The organism is Ignavibacteriales bacterium, assembly GCA_026390575.1.
GTDB lineage: Bacteria > Bacteroidota > Ignavibacteria > UBA10030 > UBA10030 > Fen-1298.
Window position 1 is genome coordinate 235,760 of the sequence record JAPLFR010000016.1, and the last position, 19,004, is coordinate 254,763.

At 44.9% G+C, this 19,004-nt stretch carries 14 protein-coding genes and 1 riboswitch; of the genes, 6 read left to right on the plus strand and 8 right to left on the minus strand.

Going from position 1 to position 19,004, the window contains the following annotated elements; all coding sequences use genetic code 11:
- Positions 1–4: 4 nt before the first annotated feature.
- A complete protein-coding gene (locus NTX44_13915; protein ID MCX6122702.1) occupies positions 5–1,015 on the minus strand; it encodes a hypothetical protein in 1,011 nt (336 codons plus the stop codon).
- Positions 1,016–1,513: 498 nt separating this feature from the next.
- Entirely contained in the window at positions 1,514–2,926 is a 1,413-nt protein-coding gene (locus NTX44_13920) for a C45 family autoproteolytic acyltransferase/hydrolase (GenBank protein ID MCX6122703.1), read from the minus strand.
- A 498-nt stretch (positions 2,927–3,424) separates the two neighbouring features.
- A riboswitch (SAM riboswitch) is annotated at positions 3,425–3,547 on the plus strand.
- A gap of 290 nt (positions 3,548–3,837) precedes the next feature.
- Here NTX44_13920 and NTX44_13925 point away from each other — a divergent pair.
- The 3 genes from NTX44_13925 (at position 3,838) to NTX44_13935 (ending at position 9,372) form a co-directional block, all read left to right on the plus strand.
- Entirely contained in the window at positions 3,838–5,154 is a 1,317-nt protein-coding gene (locus NTX44_13925) for an O-acetylhomoserine aminocarboxypropyltransferase/cysteine synthase (protein MCX6122704.1), read from the plus strand.
- A 214-nt stretch (positions 5,155–5,368) separates the two neighbouring features.
- Entirely contained in the window at positions 5,369–7,816 is a 2,448-nt protein-coding gene (thrA, locus tag NTX44_13930) for a bifunctional aspartate kinase/homoserine dehydrogenase I (protein ID MCX6122705.1), read from the plus strand.
- 653 nt (positions 7,817–8,469) lie between these two features.
- Positions 8,470–9,372, plus strand: a complete 903-nt coding sequence (locus tag NTX44_13935; GenBank protein MCX6122706.1) for a homoserine O-succinyltransferase — start codon at positions 8,470–8,472, stop codon at positions 9,370–9,372.
- 24 nt (positions 9,373–9,396) lie between these two features.
- Here NTX44_13935 and NTX44_13940 read toward each other — a convergent pair whose 3' ends face one another.
- From NTX44_13940 to NTX44_13950, 3 genes are all read right to left on the minus strand, one after another.
- Positions 9,397–9,846 (minus strand): hypothetical protein, encoded by a 450-nt coding sequence (locus NTX44_13940; GenBank protein ID MCX6122707.1) that lies wholly within the window; start codon positions 9,844–9,846, stop codon positions 9,397–9,399.
- 89 nt (positions 9,847–9,935) lie between these two features.
- Complete coding sequence (locus NTX44_13945) at positions 9,936–10,805, minus strand: hypothetical protein (GenBank protein MCX6122708.1); 870 nt, start codon at positions 10,803–10,805, stop codon at positions 9,936–9,938.
- A gap of 123 nt (positions 10,806–10,928) precedes the next feature.
- Complete coding sequence (locus NTX44_13950; protein ID MCX6122709.1) at positions 10,929–12,143, minus strand: aldo/keto reductase; 1,215 nt, start codon at positions 12,141–12,143, stop codon at positions 10,929–10,931.
- A gap of 429 nt (positions 12,144–12,572) precedes the next feature.
- Between NTX44_13950 and NTX44_13955 the strand changes: the two genes are divergently transcribed.
- Genes NTX44_13955 through NTX44_13965 form a run of 3 tightly spaced genes read left to right on the plus strand, consistent with a single transcriptional unit; the run spans position 12,573 to position 16,116 of the window.
- Positions 12,573–14,201, plus strand: a complete 1,629-nt coding sequence (locus NTX44_13955; GenBank protein ID MCX6122710.1) for an ATP-binding protein — start codon at positions 12,573–12,575, stop codon at positions 14,199–14,201.
- Positions 14,201–14,737 (plus strand): archaemetzincin family Zn-dependent metalloprotease, encoded by a 537-nt coding sequence (locus NTX44_13960; GenBank protein MCX6122711.1) that lies wholly within the window; start codon positions 14,201–14,203, stop codon positions 14,735–14,737. Before NTX44_13955 ends, NTX44_13960 begins: the two co-directional genes overlap by 1 nt.
- Positions 14,738–14,763: 26 nt before the next feature.
- Positions 14,764–16,116 (plus strand): sigma-54 dependent transcriptional regulator, encoded by a 1,353-nt coding sequence (locus NTX44_13965; GenBank protein ID MCX6122712.1) that lies wholly within the window; start codon positions 14,764–14,766, stop codon positions 16,114–16,116.
- Positions 16,117–16,158: 42 nt separating this feature from the next.
- Here NTX44_13965 and NTX44_13970 read toward each other — a convergent pair whose 3' ends face one another.
- The 3 genes from NTX44_13970 to NTX44_13980 are packed head-to-tail and all read right to left on the minus strand — an operon-like array spanning position 16,159 to position 19,000.
- A complete protein-coding gene (locus tag NTX44_13970; protein ID MCX6122713.1) occupies positions 16,159–16,992 on the minus strand; it encodes a glycine cleavage system protein H in 834 nt (277 codons plus the stop codon).
- A 12-nt stretch (positions 16,993–17,004) separates the two neighbouring features.
- Entirely contained in the window at positions 17,005–18,237 is a 1,233-nt protein-coding gene (gene nrfD, locus NTX44_13975; protein ID MCX6122714.1) for a polysulfide reductase NrfD, read from the minus strand.
- The gene (locus tag NTX44_13980; GenBank protein ID MCX6122715.1) at positions 18,230–19,000 is read right to left on the minus strand and encodes a 4Fe-4S dicluster domain-containing protein; all 771 of its coding nucleotides are present in this window, start codon (positions 18,998–19,000) and stop codon (positions 18,230–18,232) included. Before NTX44_13980 ends, nrfD begins: the two co-directional genes overlap by 8 nt.
- Positions 19,001–19,004 lie beyond the last annotated feature (4 nt).

A 19,004-nucleotide genomic window follows, 5' to 3' on the forward strand; every position in this document is an offset into this window, starting at 1 on the left:
GATATCAACACTGAAGACGTTGAGAAAGAGATTTTTTAAAATTACTAATAAATGGAATAGAGTCAATTATATGAATTTCAAAAGTCTTATGAACGTCAGGAATATGAGTACGAGTGAATGATGCTTCTCGTTTAGGTTCGAATTCACTGAAAACAAGCATATTATCTAAGGAACCAATTGATGCTTCTGGATATTGATCCCGAATTCTTTGAAGAGGAATTTTCTCGAGAGAGCAGAGAATAATTTTTGATTTTATTTTTAATTTATTTAGCCTAGGATGTTCAGCTAGGATTATTCGCTGAATATCAGATTCTGTAGAATAAAGACTCAACCGGAAAGGAACAAATAAGGATTTTAAAAACTTTGAAGAAACGAAAACATGAGCTATTTCAAATATTCCTTTTCTATTTCGCATACCACACCAATGTATAAAGGGAGGCGCTGAGTTTACCTCTTTGAACCTTAGATTTATGCCCACCTTTTTCGCAACACCATTCAATTGCGAAATACGTGCGTGAATTGAAAGGCCTTTGAATTGTGTGGTGAGTTGTTCTTCTTTTTCCTGAACCAATATTTCGGTTCTTAACGGTTTGGATAAATAATTAAGTCTATTAAAAAGTTTCTTTCTAAATAATGAATCGTTTGGTTTAGTCCAAGGAATAATGTTTTTCATTTGAAGATCAAAGTGAATTTTAAAATTACCATACTTATCATGTTTTTGTGGTTTTAGATGGTCTTTGCGACAAGTATAAACGACAGGAATCAACCTCTCTGCAAAGCCAGCCTCATAATAAACTGAAGGTCTTGCAAATGTTAAATCTGCTATAGCTAATTGAGAATTCGTAATTTCATTCATGATACGATTGTTTAGGTCGTCGTTATGTTCAATGTAGCTAAGGCAACGGGGTTCGAATCCAATTTTATAAATGATTGGCTCGATAGAATTATTATAAAGCTCTTCAGTCTCTTCATTAGAGAATGCCATTGCAACGAAACATTTTATTGATTTGCTCATAACTTTTAAATTAATTGCACGCAACCTAACGAACTGGCGCTCCGCCCAACAAGATGGCGGACAAGTAAGCTGCCGCGCCCTGCCTGCGTGCCGTAGGCACTACGGCAGGCAGGTGATAACTTTCAAATTGTTGAAAATAAAACAAGTTTATACTGAGTTCTTTCAATCCTGTACCGACCTATGCTCGCCATACTTAACGTACCCAACTCATTCATATTTAGTATCTTTATATAAAAGTTGTATTGCACTTCGTGCAATTTCATTCTCAGGCCTCCGGCTGCGCGATTCATTCTTCCGGACAAGCCGAGTGAGCGCCGAAGGTGCTGTCGCCTATGGCGCCATCTTCGACATCCCGCTACACTAGAATAATAAATGATAGCGGGACTTGTTGAACGTTTTGTGTGAAACTCCGCTCTGTTTGTGGAAAGTGCCAAGTTAGGCAACCTTGCCCTCATAATGTTGTTGAAATCTAATATTCCTTGAACTGCAGACTGTTGTTTATTTCTCTCCAGCTCTAAACTCTGTCCACGGCTGCGTTGGACGATCTTTGAGCAAACCGGCCATCCATTCGAATTGCGAATGTTCTTCGAGAAATTTCTTCGCATTGAATGCTCTTCCGCAGGCAGAACCCCAGCGTGCAAGGAAAGACATTTTCTTTGCCATCTTTGAATCGACAACTTTTCCATCAAGAGTCCCAATAGGAATGAAAGGATTCGAACGAGTCGTTAACTGTGGATCGAGTTCACAATGCGCACAAAGGCCTCTCATACCGGGATTATTATTTTTCAGATACGTATCAAAATGATCGGCGATAAACATTTTCGCAAGTTTCAAATTTATTTTGCCTTTGTTTTTTCCCATGAATTGTTTCCAGCAAACACGGCGGGCAACATCCGACGATCTGATATTTGTTTCGGCTGTTTTGGTTTCGAAGCGTAAGATTTTTAGGTCTTCAACAACATTAGACCCAACAAAATAGCCGTCTTTCTTTTTCTCAAATCCAACATATTTCAATCCTAGCTCAAGCCGGGCAATTTCATTTGTATTGACATCACCTATCAACCATGCATTTGCTAACCCGCCATTGTTTCCCTTTTTCATCATCTCACACCACTCATCTATTGAAGATGCATACTGTGTGGCGTGACGCATTCGAACAAACTCGGGAACGCCCTTTTCATCGAATGGGAAGAAATTAGAAATTGTTGTTTCCGATCCGACAAGACCGGCGTTTGTTACAAAGAAATCTGTTCCGCTATGAATGAAGCCTGCACAGGATTGCATGAACATCCGGTGACCTATATCGGGATGGATATCCAGTATAATATTAAAGAGAGGATAATAGTAATCAGTCATTGTATTGTGTCCAAGTACGACTCCACCATCGGCAGTCATACTTCCCGTAGCAATGAACGAGCTACACGATTGCTTCTTTGGATCCGGCGAATTGGGTGATACTGTATTTTTCACTGTTGGCCACCAATACCAAATCAGTTCCATATAACTATTGAGTGCTACAATTTCATCCCTGCTTGTGGAGTCACCGTTTGCATCCATCCCTTCTACTATTCCATCTATTTCGACAAGATTTTCCGTATCAACTTTGGCAGTAAACATCCTTCCGGCTTCATGAACAAGCCACTTCCACTCCATAGCACTTTCGTATTTCCATGCCTCGCTCAATACTCGTATCGATTCCTTTATTTCTTTTGCAAGTAGATATCCATGCTGGAAACCACGTTCTCTTGGCTCACCTTCAATATGGAGGTAAATCCAGCCGTTATTCTCGTGACGGTTGGCTTTTGAAAGCCAAGATTTTTGCTCATGTGTAAGAGGATTGTTTGTTTGAGTATAAAGAAAATTTGGAAGTAGAAAAACGAACAAACAGAAAAGGATAAGTCGATTTTTCATTATGACCTCCAAGAAAATGTAATCAAGTCTCTATGGTGGCGATGTAACCTACTATGTGATTAGATATACCGAAGGTATCTGCCAAAGGCATGGCTTCGCCATCTTCAGGAGAATGAGTCCATATTTTGTTCGTTAAATGCATGATAGGCAGACCTCGCTTCTATCATTTTAGGATTTTCTTGAAGATGGAGAAAAGTAGTAGTTGTTTCGTACTCCCGTGTAGCCGCAACTACTGGGTGATAATGTAGCTCTGTTTGGAATCAGAGTCAATACTGAAAGCCAATGAGCTGATAACCATTGAGTCGAATGCCGATGAGCCACCTGCTAATGTTCATTCTGCATTGTTTACCTTCGGAAAGTTACTTAGCGTATGCTGTGTGGACTTTCCGAAGGTTACGCTTTTTTCTTGCAGCACTTGACAAGTCGTCTGCCAGATTGTATATTATTGAAGAACAAGATTGGAGTTCAGTAAAGTAAGATAAACAATTTGACATACGCCTCTTATTGAGAAAGGCTGAGGGCACAGGCCCGTGGACGCCTTAGCAACCGGTCCCGATTCTATCGGGATGCTGGTGCTCCATCCTGCCCCCGACGAGGAATCGGACGAGGGAAAGATAAGAGAAGATGCTCTAAGCAAGCCTCTTCCGGTTATCGTTTCCCGAAGAGGCTTTTTTCATTTTATTTTCAACCCCTCCCGCCACAACGACGGCGGGCAGGCTGTCCCGATGAATGACATTCATCGGGACATCTCCCCTTATAAAGGGGAGAAAATTTCCCCTCCTTACCAAGGAGGGGTGTCCCGATTGCATCGGAAGATGCATCGGGACGGGGTGGTCGAATATTTTCCATTTTCTTTGTTGAGTAATTACTGGCAACGTTCTTAATATAAAATTTATCGTAAGGAGTTATCAATGTCCAATCAACAATCACCGTCATACAAATTCGAGACACTGCAGCTGCATGCTGGCCAAAAGAAAGATACAGCCACCAACTCGCGCGCAGTCCCTATTTACCAGACCACCTCATATCTTTTTGACGATGCCGACCATGCGGCACGGCTCTTCGGTTTGGAAGAATTCGGCAACATCTACAGCCGCATTATGAACCCCACTGTTGCGGTATTCGAAGACCGCGTAGCAGCTCTTGAAGGAGGCATTGGCGCGCTGGCAACTTCATCCGGACACGCGGCACAGCTCATCGCTTTGACGACAATTGCACAGGCGGGAGAAAATATTGTTTCTTCCAGCAATTTGTACGGCGGCACGTACAACCAGTTCAAAGTGACTTTCAAACGATTCGGCATCGATGTTCATTTTACCGACAGCAACGAACCATCCGACTTCAAAAAACTTATCGACAAAAAAACAAAAGCGTTGTATGTTGAAACCATCGGCAATCCGCGCCTGGATATTCCCGATATCGCTGCATTAGCGAAACTTGCACACGCGAACGGCATCCCGCTTGTCGTCGATAATACATTCGGCATGGGCGGCTACATTTGCCGGCCTATAGAATATGGTGCGGACATCGTCGTTCATTCTGCAACAAAATGGATTGGCGGGCATGGTACTTCACTTGGCGGTGTCATTGTCGATTCCGGAAAATTCCCATGGAACAACGGGCATTTCCCCGCATTCACCGAGCCAAGTCCCGGATACCATGGTTTAATATTCTGGGATAAATTCGGCGCGGGCAGTCCTACAGGAAATATTGCGTTTATTCTGAAGGCGCGTGTTGAGCAGCTGCGCGATCTCGGCGCCGCGTTGTCGCCATTCAATGCATTTTTGTTGCTTCAGGGATTGGAAACTCTCTCACTCCGCGCCGAACGTCATTGCCAGAATTCTCTTGCCTTCGCGCGCTGGTTAAAAAAATCACCATCCGTCAGTTGGGTCTGGTATCCTGGATTAAAAGATCATCCCTCATATTCTAATGCTCGGAAATATCTTCGCGCGGAACATTTTGGCGGTATTGTTACGTTTGGTATAAAAGGTGGAATTGCAGAAGGAAAGAAACTCATTCAGGCATTGAAACTGACAAGCCATCTGGCAAATGTCGGCGACGCAAAGACGCTCATTATTCATCCGGCATCAACAACGCATCAGCAGCTTTCAGAGAACGAACAGAAGGCGGCAGGTGTTACACCAGAAATGATTCGCGTCTCGGTTGGACTCGAGCACATCGACGACATCATCGCCGATTTTGAACAAGCATTCCGTGCTCTTGCTTGATGTGTATGTTTAGTGATGTCAGTCCCGACTGCCAACAACTGTCGGGATTCCTGACATTTATAAAATAACAAATTTAAAAATGCACCAGGGCGTCACGAACCCCCGCCTGCGTGACTGCGTCAGCAGTCGGGCAGGAATTCGTGACGCAAGGCATTGAAAACAATTCATTTTCGGTGTCACGGTACGGACCGTGACACCCATCAATGGTGATCAGATGAAGATTTTAAAATTCGGCGGCTCATCCGTCGGCACTGCAGAACGAATAAAAGCTATTGTCGAAATTATAAGACAATCGAAAAACCATCATGGCGAGATCGTCATAGTCGGCTCTGCGATGCAAAGTGTAACAAATAAATTAATCGAGGCAAGCCGGCAGGCATTCCGCGGTGAGAGTTACGAAGAAATTTTAAAAGAACTGGAAGATCAGCACATATCAGCAGCAAACGAACTCATGGGAAACAAGAACAACTCGCATGTACATCGATTAATTATAAAAATGTTCAGTGAGCTGCGAGAATTTATTCACGGTATCTGGATTCTTGGCGAGATCACGAACCGCACACTTGATTATGTGATGAGTTACGGTGAACAGCTTTCATGCTCCATTATCGCAGAAGCGCTGAATTCCTCCGGCATCGCCGCGGAATATGTCGACAGTCGAACACTCATCCGCACCGATTTGACGTACGGTGCAGCCAATGTGAATTTTGATCTGACAAATTGGAATATTCTCAACCACTTCAAGGGTAATACTGCCCTACAAGTCATTACCGGGTTTATTGGATGCGGACCGGAGAACGAAACGACAACGCTGGGCCGCGGAGGCTCGGATTATACAGCATCCATTCTTGGTGCAGCGTTGAATGCAGATGAGATCGAAATCTGGACCGACGTTGACGGTGTTCTGACGACGGATCCGCGAAAAGTCCCCGGTGCGTTCTCGCTCGAATCGCTCACGTACGAAGAAGCGATGGAACTCTCGCACTTCGGAGCGAAAGTAATTCATCCGCCGACGATGCTGCCGGCACTGCAAAAAAAGATTCCCATTCGAATTCGTAATTCCTTTCATCCTGCATTTCCCGGTACGTTAATTTCTGAGCAGGCAGAATCTTCCAGCCCTTCATTGGTCAAAGGCATCGCATGTATTGATCGCGTCGGTCTGCTGAAAGTTAAGGGCGAAGGCATTTTGCGCACTGTCGGTATTGCATCTCGTATCTTCACGACACTTGCGCGCAAAGAAATCGAAGTCATACTGATAACGCAATCTTCATCGGAACACAGTATCTGCCTTGCTATCGCACCTGAACAGACAAGGACTGCGCGGGAGGAATTAGAATTAGAATTCCGTGTAGAACTTCATCTTGGACAAATCTCAACAATCGCGGTGGAGACAGATGCTTCTGTTGTTGCTGTGGTTGGAGAACATGTGCAGAACATTCCCGGCGTTACAGGAAAAGTTTTTGAAGCGCTTGGTCGCAACGGCATTAATCCGCGAGCGATCGCGTACGGATCATCGGAACGGATCATCGGCCTGGTACTTTCTCAGAACGATCTTAAAAAAGCAATGAATGCATTGCATGATCAACTGTTCCTCTCGCAGCAGAAAACGCTCAATTTATTTCTTATCGGTCCGGGGTTGGTTGGGAGCGCACTGCTGGAACTTCTTCAGGATCAAAAAGACTATGCGCAAACAACGCTGCGCACGCAATTTAACGTCGTCGGTATTGTGAACAGCCGTAAAATGCTTTTTAATGAAAACGGAATCGATCTCACTCAATGGCGCCAGCTTCTCAAAGAGAGCAGCACGAAATCCAACCTTGATGAATTCACAAAAACGGTGCGGCAATATAACGCTGCGAATTCAATCGTCATTGATTGCACAGGAATCGAGAGCACAGTTCAGCAATATCTCCCGCTCTTTGACGCAAGCGTTTCAGTGATCACTTCCAGTAAAGTTGCGAATACGCTCACGTATGATTTCTACAAGAGGCTCCGCACCACCGCTTCAGAGCATGGAGCAGAGTTTCGGTACAGCACAAACGTTGGCGCCGCACTGCCCATCATCGATTCAATCAAGAGTATTGTGCACAATGGTGATTCTATCGAGCGGATTGAAGCCGTTCTTTCCGGCACACTTAGTTTCATTTTCAATAGTGTCAATGCGGGTACGCTGTTCAGCAAAGCGGTACGGGAAGCACAAGCGCATGGTTTCACCGAACCGGATCCACGTATTGATCTTGGCGGAACAGACGTTGGGCGGAAATTGTTAATTTTAATACGAGAAGCGGGCATCAAAATGGAAATGGAAGATATTATCATTGAACCGTACTTGCCTGACAAAGTATTTAAAGAAACCGACCTTGACAAAGCTCTCGGTGAAGCTGATGTAATTATCGACCAGAAGAAAGCATCGGCAAATCAGCATGGATGTTCACTTATGGTTCTTGCGCGATATGAAAACGGTAAAGCTCATATTGGTGTTGAAGAGATTTCTTCTTCGCACCCGTTCTATCATCTTACCGGCAACGACAATATCGTTTCTCTGACAACACGCAGTCTGTATCGACAGCCTCTCATCGTACGCGGCGGCGGAGCAGGAGCGCGGCTGACAGCATCCGGACTCTTTAACGACATTTTGCATATTTCACATTCAATGAGCTGATGTGTTAACTTTCAAGAAGTTTAATATTTGGATTTGGAATTTGTTTGTGATTTTCCCAAAGGGATGCCTTTGGCAGAAATCTGGATAATTGATCCTTCGCAGATAAAAAATTAATTAGGTTGAGGTCAAAGAAAAGAAATGACCCCATCTTAATGAGGTTGACCAAAAAGTGTAAAATTAACGGTAGTCGAAACCTTCAGGTTTCGTTGTCAGATAATAAACGAAGACTAAAGTCTTCGACTACCATGTTTTCGGTACTTTTTGGTCAACCACAAATTATAAAAGAAAAACCTATTGAGAGATTTTGAATAAAAAGCGAACCAATTCCCTCTCCTCATAGGAGAGGGTTAGGGTGAGGTCATATAAGAAATGCATAATATCAACGAAATATATTCTAGTGCCGTTTCCATTAAATAATCTTGTGTTTTAGATAATGCGGTTGCAAATGGAAACGAGCACTACTGCCTTTTTTATTATTTGTTTAATAAAAACACAAGATTTCTTTTTAGAAGTGGCACTAGCTAGGAGTTTTTGCACCGGGGCGTAACGAACCATTTCGTGACGCTGAGTCAATGAAAACAATTCTTTTTTTTGTGTCACGGTACGCCTGCCCCGTGTATTTTACGGGGGACCGTGACACCCAAGGAGTTTTTATGAGCGTTGTACTTCCAAACAAATATGAGCATCGCAATAAATTAGAACAGCGAGGCGTGCTCTGCATTACCGAAGAAGAAGCCAATCGTGCTGACATTCGCCCGCTGCGGGTCGGCATTCTGAACATTATGCCGAAGGGTGAGACATACGAACCGATTGTTCTCTATCCGCTCAGCCGCTCGATTATCCAAATAGAGCCGGTTTGGATCCGGCTGCATTCGCACAGCTATAAGAGCAGCGATCATGATCATCTTGATCTCTTTTACGATTACTTCGAGAACTCTATTGCCAATGCTCCACTGGACGGGCTTCTTCTCACCGGTGCGCCGGTAGAGGAATTTGCTTACGAAGATGTTCATTACTGGAATGAGATTATGAGCATCTTGAAATTTGCGCAGCAGAACATCACTTCCACACTCGGAATCTGCTGGGGCGGCATGGCGCTGGCAAAAATGCTGGGGATTGAAAAGGAAATATTCAAGGATAAACTCTTTGGTGCATTCGAGACGCGCAATCTTGACCGCTCGCACCCTGTGACCGGAGAGTTAGATGATGTGTTTTGGTGCGCGCAAAGCAGGCATTCCGGAATTTCCGATCATGTATTGGAAGATGAACAGAAGCGCGGAAAAATCAACCTGCTCGCTCATTCCGAGAATGGCGGTTACACTATCTTCGAGAGCGTCGACCATCGCTACCTGATGCACTTAGGGCATCCCGAATATGAAGCACAGCGGCTTGTGGAAGAATACCAAAGAGATGCATCGGCCGGAAGAAAAGACGTTCAGCTGCCTGCTAATATAGATATTAACAATCCGATTAATCGCTGGCGAAGTCATGGATTAGAGTTTTTCGCGCAATGGATTCGATTCATTTACGAACCCATAACCGGGAAAACAAAATAAGAACCTCCGGCAGGTAAAGACCCTTCACTTCTCCGTTTTGTTTTTATCCAGATGAATGTTGAAGAACATCGTCGCAACGGGGTAATTGCTGATATTGAGTGCATACATTCCGATTTCACCATGGTCTCTTCTGAGGTATACATCGACCTGAGTCGATTCTCGTTTTCCACCTGATGAATAGTTCATCGTGCCCTGACCCGGCAATCCAAAGCGAAAATCAATTGAATCTTTATCAGCAAAGTATTCCTTAAGGAGACTTATTGCTGCGATACTGGAGATGCTTTGATACAGCGAGTCCTCAATCCTCATTGTTATACCTGACTGTATCATATCTTCGATAGAGGCAGGGTAACCATCACGAATTGCCCGTTCAATCCTAAAAAGTGCAGATTCAACATTTCGTGGAACACCGGGCTGCGAGAAAACTTGTGCAGAACAAAGTAGGATTAGCACTCCCATAAGAAGTGTCTTCATAGCTTACATCCTCCTATCATATTTCTATATGATAGTAAGACGCTATAAAGTACATTTTAGTTCCGATGACGAAAAACCTATCCTCGCTCTTACTTGAAAAGGTTGGCAACCACTTCTTTGAGGTACTGGTCTCGAATCTTGCCGTCAGGACAGTTAATAACACCACAGATATATCGATTGATTACCTGCAGTCCAATCAATCCATTATGCGGGTCACGAATCTGATATTTATCCGATTCAAGTTTTGTCACGGCTTCCTTTGGAATAGTATTGAGATATTTTGTAAGCATCTCATTTGCCTTTTCCGACGCCGCCGACTCAATCACAAATATTTTGGATGCAGTGCTGTCTTTGTACAGAACCGTGTAGGCAGAATTCATAAAACTGTATCCAAGAAAATTACGGGCAACGTACTGTTCGGTATTCGGCCGCTTCCCCTCTGCTGGAAACACCTGAAAGAGTTTAGGCATTACATTGTTTTGCTTCAAGTGCTCTACAAGCATTCTGCCAATGATCAGCATCGCCTCTTGTGGTTTGCTTCCCGTTTGATACGTTGAGAGCTTGATGTAATAAGAACCGGTGAGGAAATTCAGTACACCTTGCTGATGATATCCCTGCACACCTAATTGAATGAAGTTGTATCCCGTATCCCGTTCTTGAGAATACATGCCAAACGCGTCCACATCCGAAGCGTGTCTGTACAATTCCGTTTTCACTTCTATGCTATCTATGCTGAGATAACGTGCAATATGAAGATCGACAAAAGCGTACTCGAGATATAAATCGGCTGCTCCGTCGATAATATCCCAAAGATTATTTGCATTATAGACAGGATCATCTAGCGTGATTTTCCAGTCAGGAATTTGCGGAAATAATGATTCCTGACCGTACGAAAATGACACCGCAGATAATAAGATGAACAGAGCAGTGCTTCCGTATAATGATATTGCGCGTTGCATATTCTTTAAAGTTATCCACCTCCCCTTCCCGACACGATATAATATCGTTTCGGGATTTGTGGTAAAATCTGTTTTATTGCATTTTATATTTATAAGCATATACATTGGTTTGCGCAACATCAGTTATGAAATAAATTCTTCGGGAACGGTCGTTAATCTCATTACATCAGTTACTCGTTCTGAGATCGCGAAATTCTTAGCGCATGTCGCCGAGCATTGCGCACAATCCGCGCACGGAGCAGTCGGAATATTGAGGCTCATGAGCAGCTCTTGCGCCTGCCGGCTGTCGCGGTACCCGTACGTGTACATATACGCACGCATAATTTCCGGAATCGGCAATCCTTTAGGACAATGTGGTACACAATGTTCACATCCCTGGCAATACAAACCGCCTTGTGATTTCCCTACGAGGAGGTCTGCTTCTTCCTGTGCGGTCATTGTTAAATCGCGATTAACGCTTACATTCATCGCAAGATGATCGAAGTTAGTATTTCCCGGAATGGCAGTCGTAACATTTTCATCCTGCAGAACAAATTTCAACGCCGCTTTGCAATTGACCGGCTGCTTTCGTTCTTTATCGTGAAAGCCGCCTGCCATCGTTTTCATTGCAACGATGCCTATGCCTGCCTTCGCTGCTTGTGCTATCGTCTCTTTTAGTACTGCATAATGTTCCTGTTTATAATTGATTGACGTGAGCACTACTTCATAGACACCGCTGTCAATTGCTGCTTGAATCACTTCTGGTTCATTCTTGTGCGTGGAAACGCCGACGTGTCTCGCTTTCCCGGATTTTTTTGCCTCTGTTACCGCGTCGAGCATTTCCGGAAAAAGCACTGCATCGCGTGTTGCGATGGCATGGACATACAGAATATCCACGTAATCCATTTTCAGCCGAATGAGGCTTTTATCCAACTTTTCAAGAAATGCTTTGCTTGTGGATGCGGAAGTAAGTTGTCCGGTTTTCCGATCGGTTTCTTCCGGCTGTACTTTCGTAGCAATGACAAAGGAATCGCGTGGATGGTCTTTAAATACTTCACCAAGCATCTCTTCGTTCTTTCCGCCCTGATATCCATGCGCGGTATCATAAAAAATTATACCTTCCTTAATTGCGGCTTGCACCAGAGCAGGATTGTCAGCACGCATCACGCCAAAACTCACAATAGGCATCTCAATTCCCGTTTTTCCGAGTTTACGCGTAATGATCGGTTTATCTTTCGTCTCAGCACGGCTGGCTGCAAAGCTGGAACTCGTAAAAGAAGCAGACGCAAGCAATGCACTTGTGCCGCCAAAAACCGTCTTTCGTATGAATTCTCTTCTATCAAGATCATTTGTTCCCACAAGAGTTCTCCTCTATTTGATGATATCCAACTACATGGATAATATAATAAATGTTGACGAAAAACCACCTTTTCAAACAACGCATAGTATATCAATTAGTTTTTCAGTTAATCTCTGGACTGACATCACTAACCGACTATGTTCAACAGAGCCCCTTTTGTCATTCCCGAAAGTTTTAGTCGGGAATCTTACCGAGAACTTCAATAAGATTCCCGCTTACAATCCGCGGGAATGACAGAGCCCTCTTTGTCATTCCCGTCCCGACTTGTCGGGATTATCGGGAATCTATCTTTTAATTATTAACTTTGTGAAAATAGCCCGCTACCAAAAAATCGACTTCATTGTGTTTTCATCGAAATAAGAGTAACTTTTCCAGTAGAGAATTCCGAATATGACAATCGGCTTTCCCTACATAGAAAAGTTTAATTTATGATAATGCCTCCAAAATTAGCGCAGCAGTTAATTCTATTTCTTACACTCGTATTGATCAGTGTCGGAATGATCTCTGGCTATTTACAGGTTCGAACACAAGAGGACCAGATCCTGAATACCATTATCAACGGTGCAGACCAGCTCTCCAACGGCATCACAAGCGCTACCTGGCATGCAATGCTCTCGGACAATCGTGAAGCCGCCTACCAAATCATGCATACGATCGCACTGCGGCAGGGAATTGCAAACATCCGCATTTTTAACCGTGAAGGACGGATCATGTTTTCTACCGATTCAACGGTAACCGGTGTCGTGGAACGAACCAGTAAAGAATGTGCAGTATGTCATTCGACGCCGACACCGCAAGTGAATATCACTCCTCCGGACCGCTCCCGGATATTTACCAATGATAAGGGTAAACGCGAACTTGCGATGGTCACACCCATCTACAACGAACCGGCGTGCAGTAATGCAGCGTGTCATGCACATCCAGTGGAAGTAAAAGTGCTTGGGGTGCTTGACGTAACCTATGGTTTAGAAAATGTGGATCAGATTGTCGAGAACATTCAGCGGCGCGCAATATTTACAACCACAATCACGGTCATTGTCATCGGCATCTTTATCTTCTTTTTTATACGTGCGACCGTTCACAAACCTATTGCAAAGCTAATCGCTGGGACAAGAGCACTCAGTGCAATGCAGCTTGATCACCCCGTCGATATCAAGGCAGATGGAGAAATTGGTGAACTTGCCCATTCCTTCAATTCCATGCGCGAGCAATTGATGAAAACAGTCGGCGAACTAAATGAATTGACACAGAGTCTTGAGACAAAAGTCCAGCAAAGAACAGAACAATTGAAAGCGATGAACCAGAAGCTTTTCCAAAGCGACCGTTTGGCATCGCTGGGACAACTTGCTGCCAGCGTCGCGCATGAAATCAACAATCCCATCGCCGGTGTTCTTAACCTTTCCATGCTTGTTGAACGTATTTTAAAAGAAGACGGCATTCCGCCTGAACGAGTTGAAGAAGTCCGGCGCTATCTTATACAAATTTCCAGTGAAACCACACGCGTGGGCCGTATTGTCGGCGACCTCCTTGCTTTTTCCCGGCGGCCATCGCCACAGCGTCTGCCGGCCGACTTAAACGCGATCATCCGTCGTACTGTTTCTATTATTGATCACAAGCTCAAACTTGCAAACGTTGAATTGGAATTACAGCTTGATGAAACCCTCCCCAACATTAAATGCGACAATTCACAAATCCAGCAAGTCATCGTCAATCTTGTCATGAATGCTTCTGAAGCAACTCATAACCGGGACCACGGCAAAGTAACGGTTCGAACAACGGTGAACACAAACAGAGAGTCAATTCGATTTGAAGTGAAAGACAACGGTGATGGTATTCCGAAAGAAAACCTTGCAAAGATTTACGATCCGTTCTTTACAACAAAAGGCGAGGGCAAAGGTGTCGGGCTTGGACTTGCTGTCGTCTATGGTATTGTCGAATCACATGGCGGCGAAATAGAAGTAGATACGAAAGTCGGAGAAGGAACAATATTCCGCGTGGATCTGCCGATTTCCGGCGGAGCAGAAAAAATACCGCCTCAATCTTCGGGCATCACCTGATGAGTCGTATTTACCTTCTTCCTGTAGGTTCCGTTGAGGATGAAGTACTGACAGTGCTCGGACAGAGATTGCATCAGTTGCTTGATTGGGAAATCCGAAGAGGCGTTCCATTGCAAACGCCAGCGGCAGCGTTTAACGCGGAGAGAAAACAGTACGAAGCCTTGCAGGTGATGCGCACAGTAGCGGAAGCAGTTCCAGATGATGCGGCACGCGTGCTGGGCATCATGGAAGAAGATCTTTCGATTCCCATGCTGACATTTGTCTTCGGACAGGCGCAGCTTCGCGGGCGCGTGGCACTTATGTCGCTTGCACGTTTACGGCAGGAGTTTTATGGATTGCCTGCGAACAAAGAATTGATGATGACGAGGGTAGTCAAAGAAGCACTGCACGAACTTGGTCATACTTTCGGTTTGGTGCATTGCCCGACTTCATCATGTGTGATGACGCTTGCAAACGACATCCAGCATGTGGATATAAAAGAAATTGAATTTTGCGGCGGTTGTGCCGTGTTATTACGAGATGCACAACGCGCATAAGCAATGAACGCAGAAAAGGAACCTCTATGAATGCACAATGGAATATTTTAGTTGTTGACGACGAAGAAATCACGTGTGAATCCATGGCGGCATGGCTGCGCGAAGACGGCTACTCGGTTGATACTGCTGCGTCTGGGAAAGAGGCGCTCGAGAAAACGCGCAGGAAGGAATACGCTATTTACTTTGTTGATTTAAAAATGCCGAAAGGTATTGACGGCATCGAAACAATGATGGAAATTAAGAAGATCTATCCGGATGCTTCCGTCGTCATCATTACTGCCTATGCCACGGTGGATACTGCCATCAGCGCAATGAAAGAAGGTGCATTAGAATACATTGTCAAACCATGCAATCCACAAGAGATCTCCATGCTTGTCGGGCGTATCATCAAAGTAAAAAATCTCGAGCGTGAGAATGCCATCCTTCGTCAGAAACTTCTTGGACAATACACTTTTCATGACATCATCAGTAAAAATGCAAAGATGATGGAGATATTTTCTCTCGTGCAAGAGATTGCCAGTTTGCGAAGTACCGTGCTCATCCAGGGTGAAAGCGGAACCGGGAAGGAATTGATAGCACGTGCGATTCATTATTCCGGTGACCGCAGCGACAAGCCCTTCATCGCGGTTTCATGTGCCGCACTTGCAGAGACATTATTAGAATCGGAACTCTTCGGCCATGAAAAAGGAGCATTTACCGGCGCAATGACCCAGAAGCGAGGGAAGTTTGAACTTGCCGACGGCGGGACTATTTTACTCGATGAGATCGGCGACATCTCGCCAAAGTTACAACTCGATTTACTGCGAATTCTTCAGGAAAGAACTTTTTACCGCGTCGGCGGTACTGAAGAAAACAAGATAGATGTTCGTGTGATTGCTGCAACCCATGTGGATTTGCAAGAAGCCGTGCAACAAGGAAAATTCCGGGAGGATTTGTACTACCGTTTGAACGTCATCAACATTCATATTCCACCGCTTCGCGAGCGGCTTGAAGATATTCCTCTGCTCACGAAAGGATTCGTTGAGCGGCTTTCGCACGAATTAGGAAAGGACATAGCCGATGTTTCCGAGGGCGCTCTGAAGAAGCTCATGGAACATACCTGGCCAGGCAACGTGCGTGAACTCGAGAATGCGATCGAACGCGCCATGGTCACATGCAAGGAACGCGTTTTATCCGAGAATGATTTCCAATTTCTCAACAGCGGGAAAAAAGAGACGGCATGGATTGCGCCGCTCATGACATTGGATGAAATGGAACGGGAGTCCATTATTGCTGCGTTAAAACGGACGGAAGGCAATGTAAAAGAAGCCGCCTCACAACTCGGCATCGATCGCTCGACACTGTACGATAAAATCAAGTACTATAAGATTCCTAGGTGAGTCGACTTTGTCAAGACTTAAAGCCTTGACAAGGTTACAGATTTACGCCTCTAAGAATACATCTCCTAAAATTCCATCCCAGTTTTTATCAGGATATGCTTTGACAAAATCCTGCACAGGCGTGCCGCCATCGGCAAGTGTAAGGCCAACCTTCGGATCTGCCAGTTTTTGCTGCAGTTGTTCAAATTCTCTGAGAAACCATGCAGAGACCTCGCGATCCCGTAATAAATGTTTTGTGTTTACTTCCGTCGTCAGGGGCTTTATTTTTAAGTACCATCCTTCCGAACCGTCACTTACTGCAACGACCTCACCGTCAAGCGGTGAAAGGATGCGCAGTGCCGATTTCCCTTTTTTAAAGCTCCAGGCGCTGCCGTTTACCTGCATACGCGTTCCGGGCTTTGGCAGCTCGATACCATCCGGAGTACCGACCAACCGTGATGCAAAATCATCCAACCCTACTGTATATGTACCGGTTGCATCTGGCATGACCCATGTATGTCCGCGATGATACAGGCGGTCTGTTGGTATTGTAAATCCGAACACATGAATCGGCAGTTCGATATCATCAGAATTCGTTGTCTTATTTTGAATCAGTTTTGCATGGGTAGTACAACTGCGGCAATCAAAACCATTAGCGCATGTCCTCTGCATGAATTCACCGGTGAACTCATGCCGGCATCTCCGCGCCGAGATCGGAAGATCATGAAATTCCGATTCCCATCGGATGGCTTCTGCATTGTTGACCCGCAGAGCCCGATACGTACGCAGAAGAGATAGGAGAACGGTCGTTCCGATGATTACTACGATGGCGAAGAAAATGCCTAGAAAAATAATATTACCTATTGTCCAAGAAAAACCATATACCCACGGAAACATAACCAATCTCCTTTACATTGACTGAAGTTCGCGCTCTTGCGGAAAGAGCGTCAGATATCTGAATGAGAACGAATACACCAGCATCCCATACGCAAGCACGGCGAGGAATGTTGTCACTTCCTGCCAACTGGGGATATAGGACAAAAACGCGTCGAATGGCAGAGTCGGCAGAGCCAGTGTTTGGATCGTCATAACAAAACGGTTGATGACAATACCGGTGCAGGCAAGCAGTGCTGCCGTTACCAGCCATCCGAAATGTTCACGCATCTTCCGGTTGAGAAATATGAGTGCCGGAACAAGCCCGCAGAGAACGATTTCCGTAAACATAATCCACGTGCCAAATCCGGAATACTTATAGAAACTTGCTGCGCTGAATCCAAGGGACGGTGATGTAGCATTGATCCAAACAAGCGTATCGATAGTTTTCAACAGAACGTAGAAGATTAAGATACTGCCCGAGATTTTTCCCAGCAACTGATACACTTCCTGTTTGACAAGCTGCTTGCGTGAGATCTTCGAAACAAGCGATGTTGTAAGAAGGATAAAGCTCGGTCCGACTGCAGCCGCTGAAATAATAAAAAGGAAAAATGTCGTTGGCCAGATGCCAAGTGCCGGCCGGAATGCAAACGGGCGCCCGATAAGAACACCGTACAACCCGCCCAGAGAACCCTGATGGAAAAACGAAAGAAATGTGCCAACTGCGGCAAAAACCACAATGAGTTTGTGCAATTCGTGTTCGAACACAAGCATAGAAGAAACTTGTTTGATCTTGCGATTCTTTAAAATGACCGGCACGTATTCAATAGCAAGTACCATGAGGTAGCAGGTGATGCAAAACGTAACTTCCGTCAGCATGGAGTGAACGTTTGGATGCCAGAATGTGAACCATGCTCGAAGCGGTTGCCCGACATCTACCATGAGAACTCCCACAGCCCCGCTATAACAAATGAAACCAATGACAACGGCACTGTTAATAACCGCCTTTAGTTCCTTCCTTTTCAAAATATACAGCAAGAATCCGGTAAAGAACGCTCCAGCTCCAAGTGCAATTACCGTCAGATCGAGATAAATCCACAAACCGAATGCAAAACGGTTATCCATATTTGTCTGATTCAATCCTTTTACCAGACAGAGAAACACGGCATAGAGACCGATGATCAGCATCACTGCCCATGGCAAAATCCAGAGTCCAAAATTTTTCATCGATGTTCGAGATACACCGCGCGTGATGAACTTCTTATCCATGAATATTCTCCTTCACTGCGGCTGTAAGTTTTGTATCCATTTTTGTATGCACCCACGGTTGTTCCGAGCGAAAATACACTTTGGGTTCCGTACCCAATTGTTCCAGTAACCGAAAAGTATTTTTATCTTTTGAAAGCCGTGAAATTTCACTATTGGCATCTGCAAGATTGCCGAAGTGTATTGCATTCGTCGGGCACGATTCTGCACATGCCGGAATATATTCGGCATCTGTAATCTCACGCCTGCCTTCGAGCGCCGCTTTTGCGCGCGCTGCCTGCAAGCGGCCGTGGCAGAAATTGCATTTTTCTACAACACCGCGCATTCGTGTAGAGACATCCGGATTCAAGGTTGTCTCCATTCCCTTGGGCCATTCCGGATCCCACCAATTGAAATACCGTGCGTGATAAGGGCACGCTGTCATACAATAACGGCAGCCGAGACACCGCACAGGAATTTGCGCCACGATGCCGGTCTCCGTATCGTACTCAACAGCTTTTTGCGGGCAGACGGATTCACAGGGTGTATGATGATCACACTGTTGGCATGTCAGCGGAAGATAGACAGCGCGATTTTCAGGAAATGATTTATCGTTTTCTACTTTATACACACGCATCCACGTGATGCCGGTACGTTCGTTTGCCTCTTTATGTGCAGGGGGAACATTGTTCTCTACAGCGCAGGCCAGTGTGCAATTGCCGCATCCGTTGCACCTGTCGAGGTCAATCACCATTCCATAACGCGGCTTGTTTTGATTCGATTCCATTCAC

Bases quoted from the DNA above. Each gene is read 5' to 3' on its own strand.
- thrA (MCX6122705.1), top strand. From the start codon at position 5,369: ATGAAGATTTTAAAATTCGGCGGCTCATCCGTCGGCACTGCAGAACGA.
- NTX44_13955 (MCX6122710.1), top strand. From the start codon at position 12,573: ATGATAATGCCTCCAAAATTAGCGCAGCAGTTAATTCTATTTCTTACA.
- NTX44_13940 (MCX6122707.1), bottom strand. From the start codon at position 9,846: ATGAAGACACTTCTTATGGGAGTGCTAATCCTACTTTGTTCTGCACAA.
- NTX44_13915 (MCX6122702.1), bottom strand. From the start codon at position 1,015: ATGAGCAAATCAATAAAATGTTTCGTTGCAATGGCATTCTCTAATGAA.
- NTX44_13945 (MCX6122708.1), bottom strand. From the start codon at position 10,805: ATGCAACGCGCAATATCATTATACGGAAGCACTGCTCTGTTCATCTTA.
- NTX44_13965 (MCX6122712.1), top strand. From the start codon at position 14,764: ATGAATGCACAATGGAATATTTTAGTTGTTGACGACGAAGAAATCACG.
- NTX44_13970 (MCX6122713.1), bottom strand. From the start codon at position 16,992: ATGTTTCCGTGGGTATATGGTTTTTCTTGGACAATAGGTAATATTATT.
- NTX44_13925 (MCX6122704.1), top strand. From the start codon at position 3,838: ATGTCCAATCAACAATCACCGTCATACAAATTCGAGACACTGCAGCTG.
- NTX44_13935 (MCX6122706.1), top strand. From the start codon at position 8,470: ATGAGCGTTGTACTTCCAAACAAATATGAGCATCGCAATAAATTAGAA.
- NTX44_13920 (MCX6122703.1), bottom strand. From the start codon at position 2,926: ATGAAAAATCGACTTATCCTTTTCTGTTTGTTCGTTTTTCTACTTCCA.
- nrfD (MCX6122714.1), bottom strand. From the start codon at position 18,237: ATGGATAAGAAGTTCATCACGCGCGGTGTATCTCGAACATCGATGAAA.
- NTX44_13960 (MCX6122711.1), top strand. From the start codon at position 14,201: ATGAGTCGTATTTACCTTCTTCCTGTAGGTTCCGTTGAGGATGAAGTA.
- NTX44_13980 (MCX6122715.1), bottom strand. From the start codon at position 19,000: ATGGAATCGAATCAAAACAAGCCGCGTTATGGAATGGTGATTGACCTC.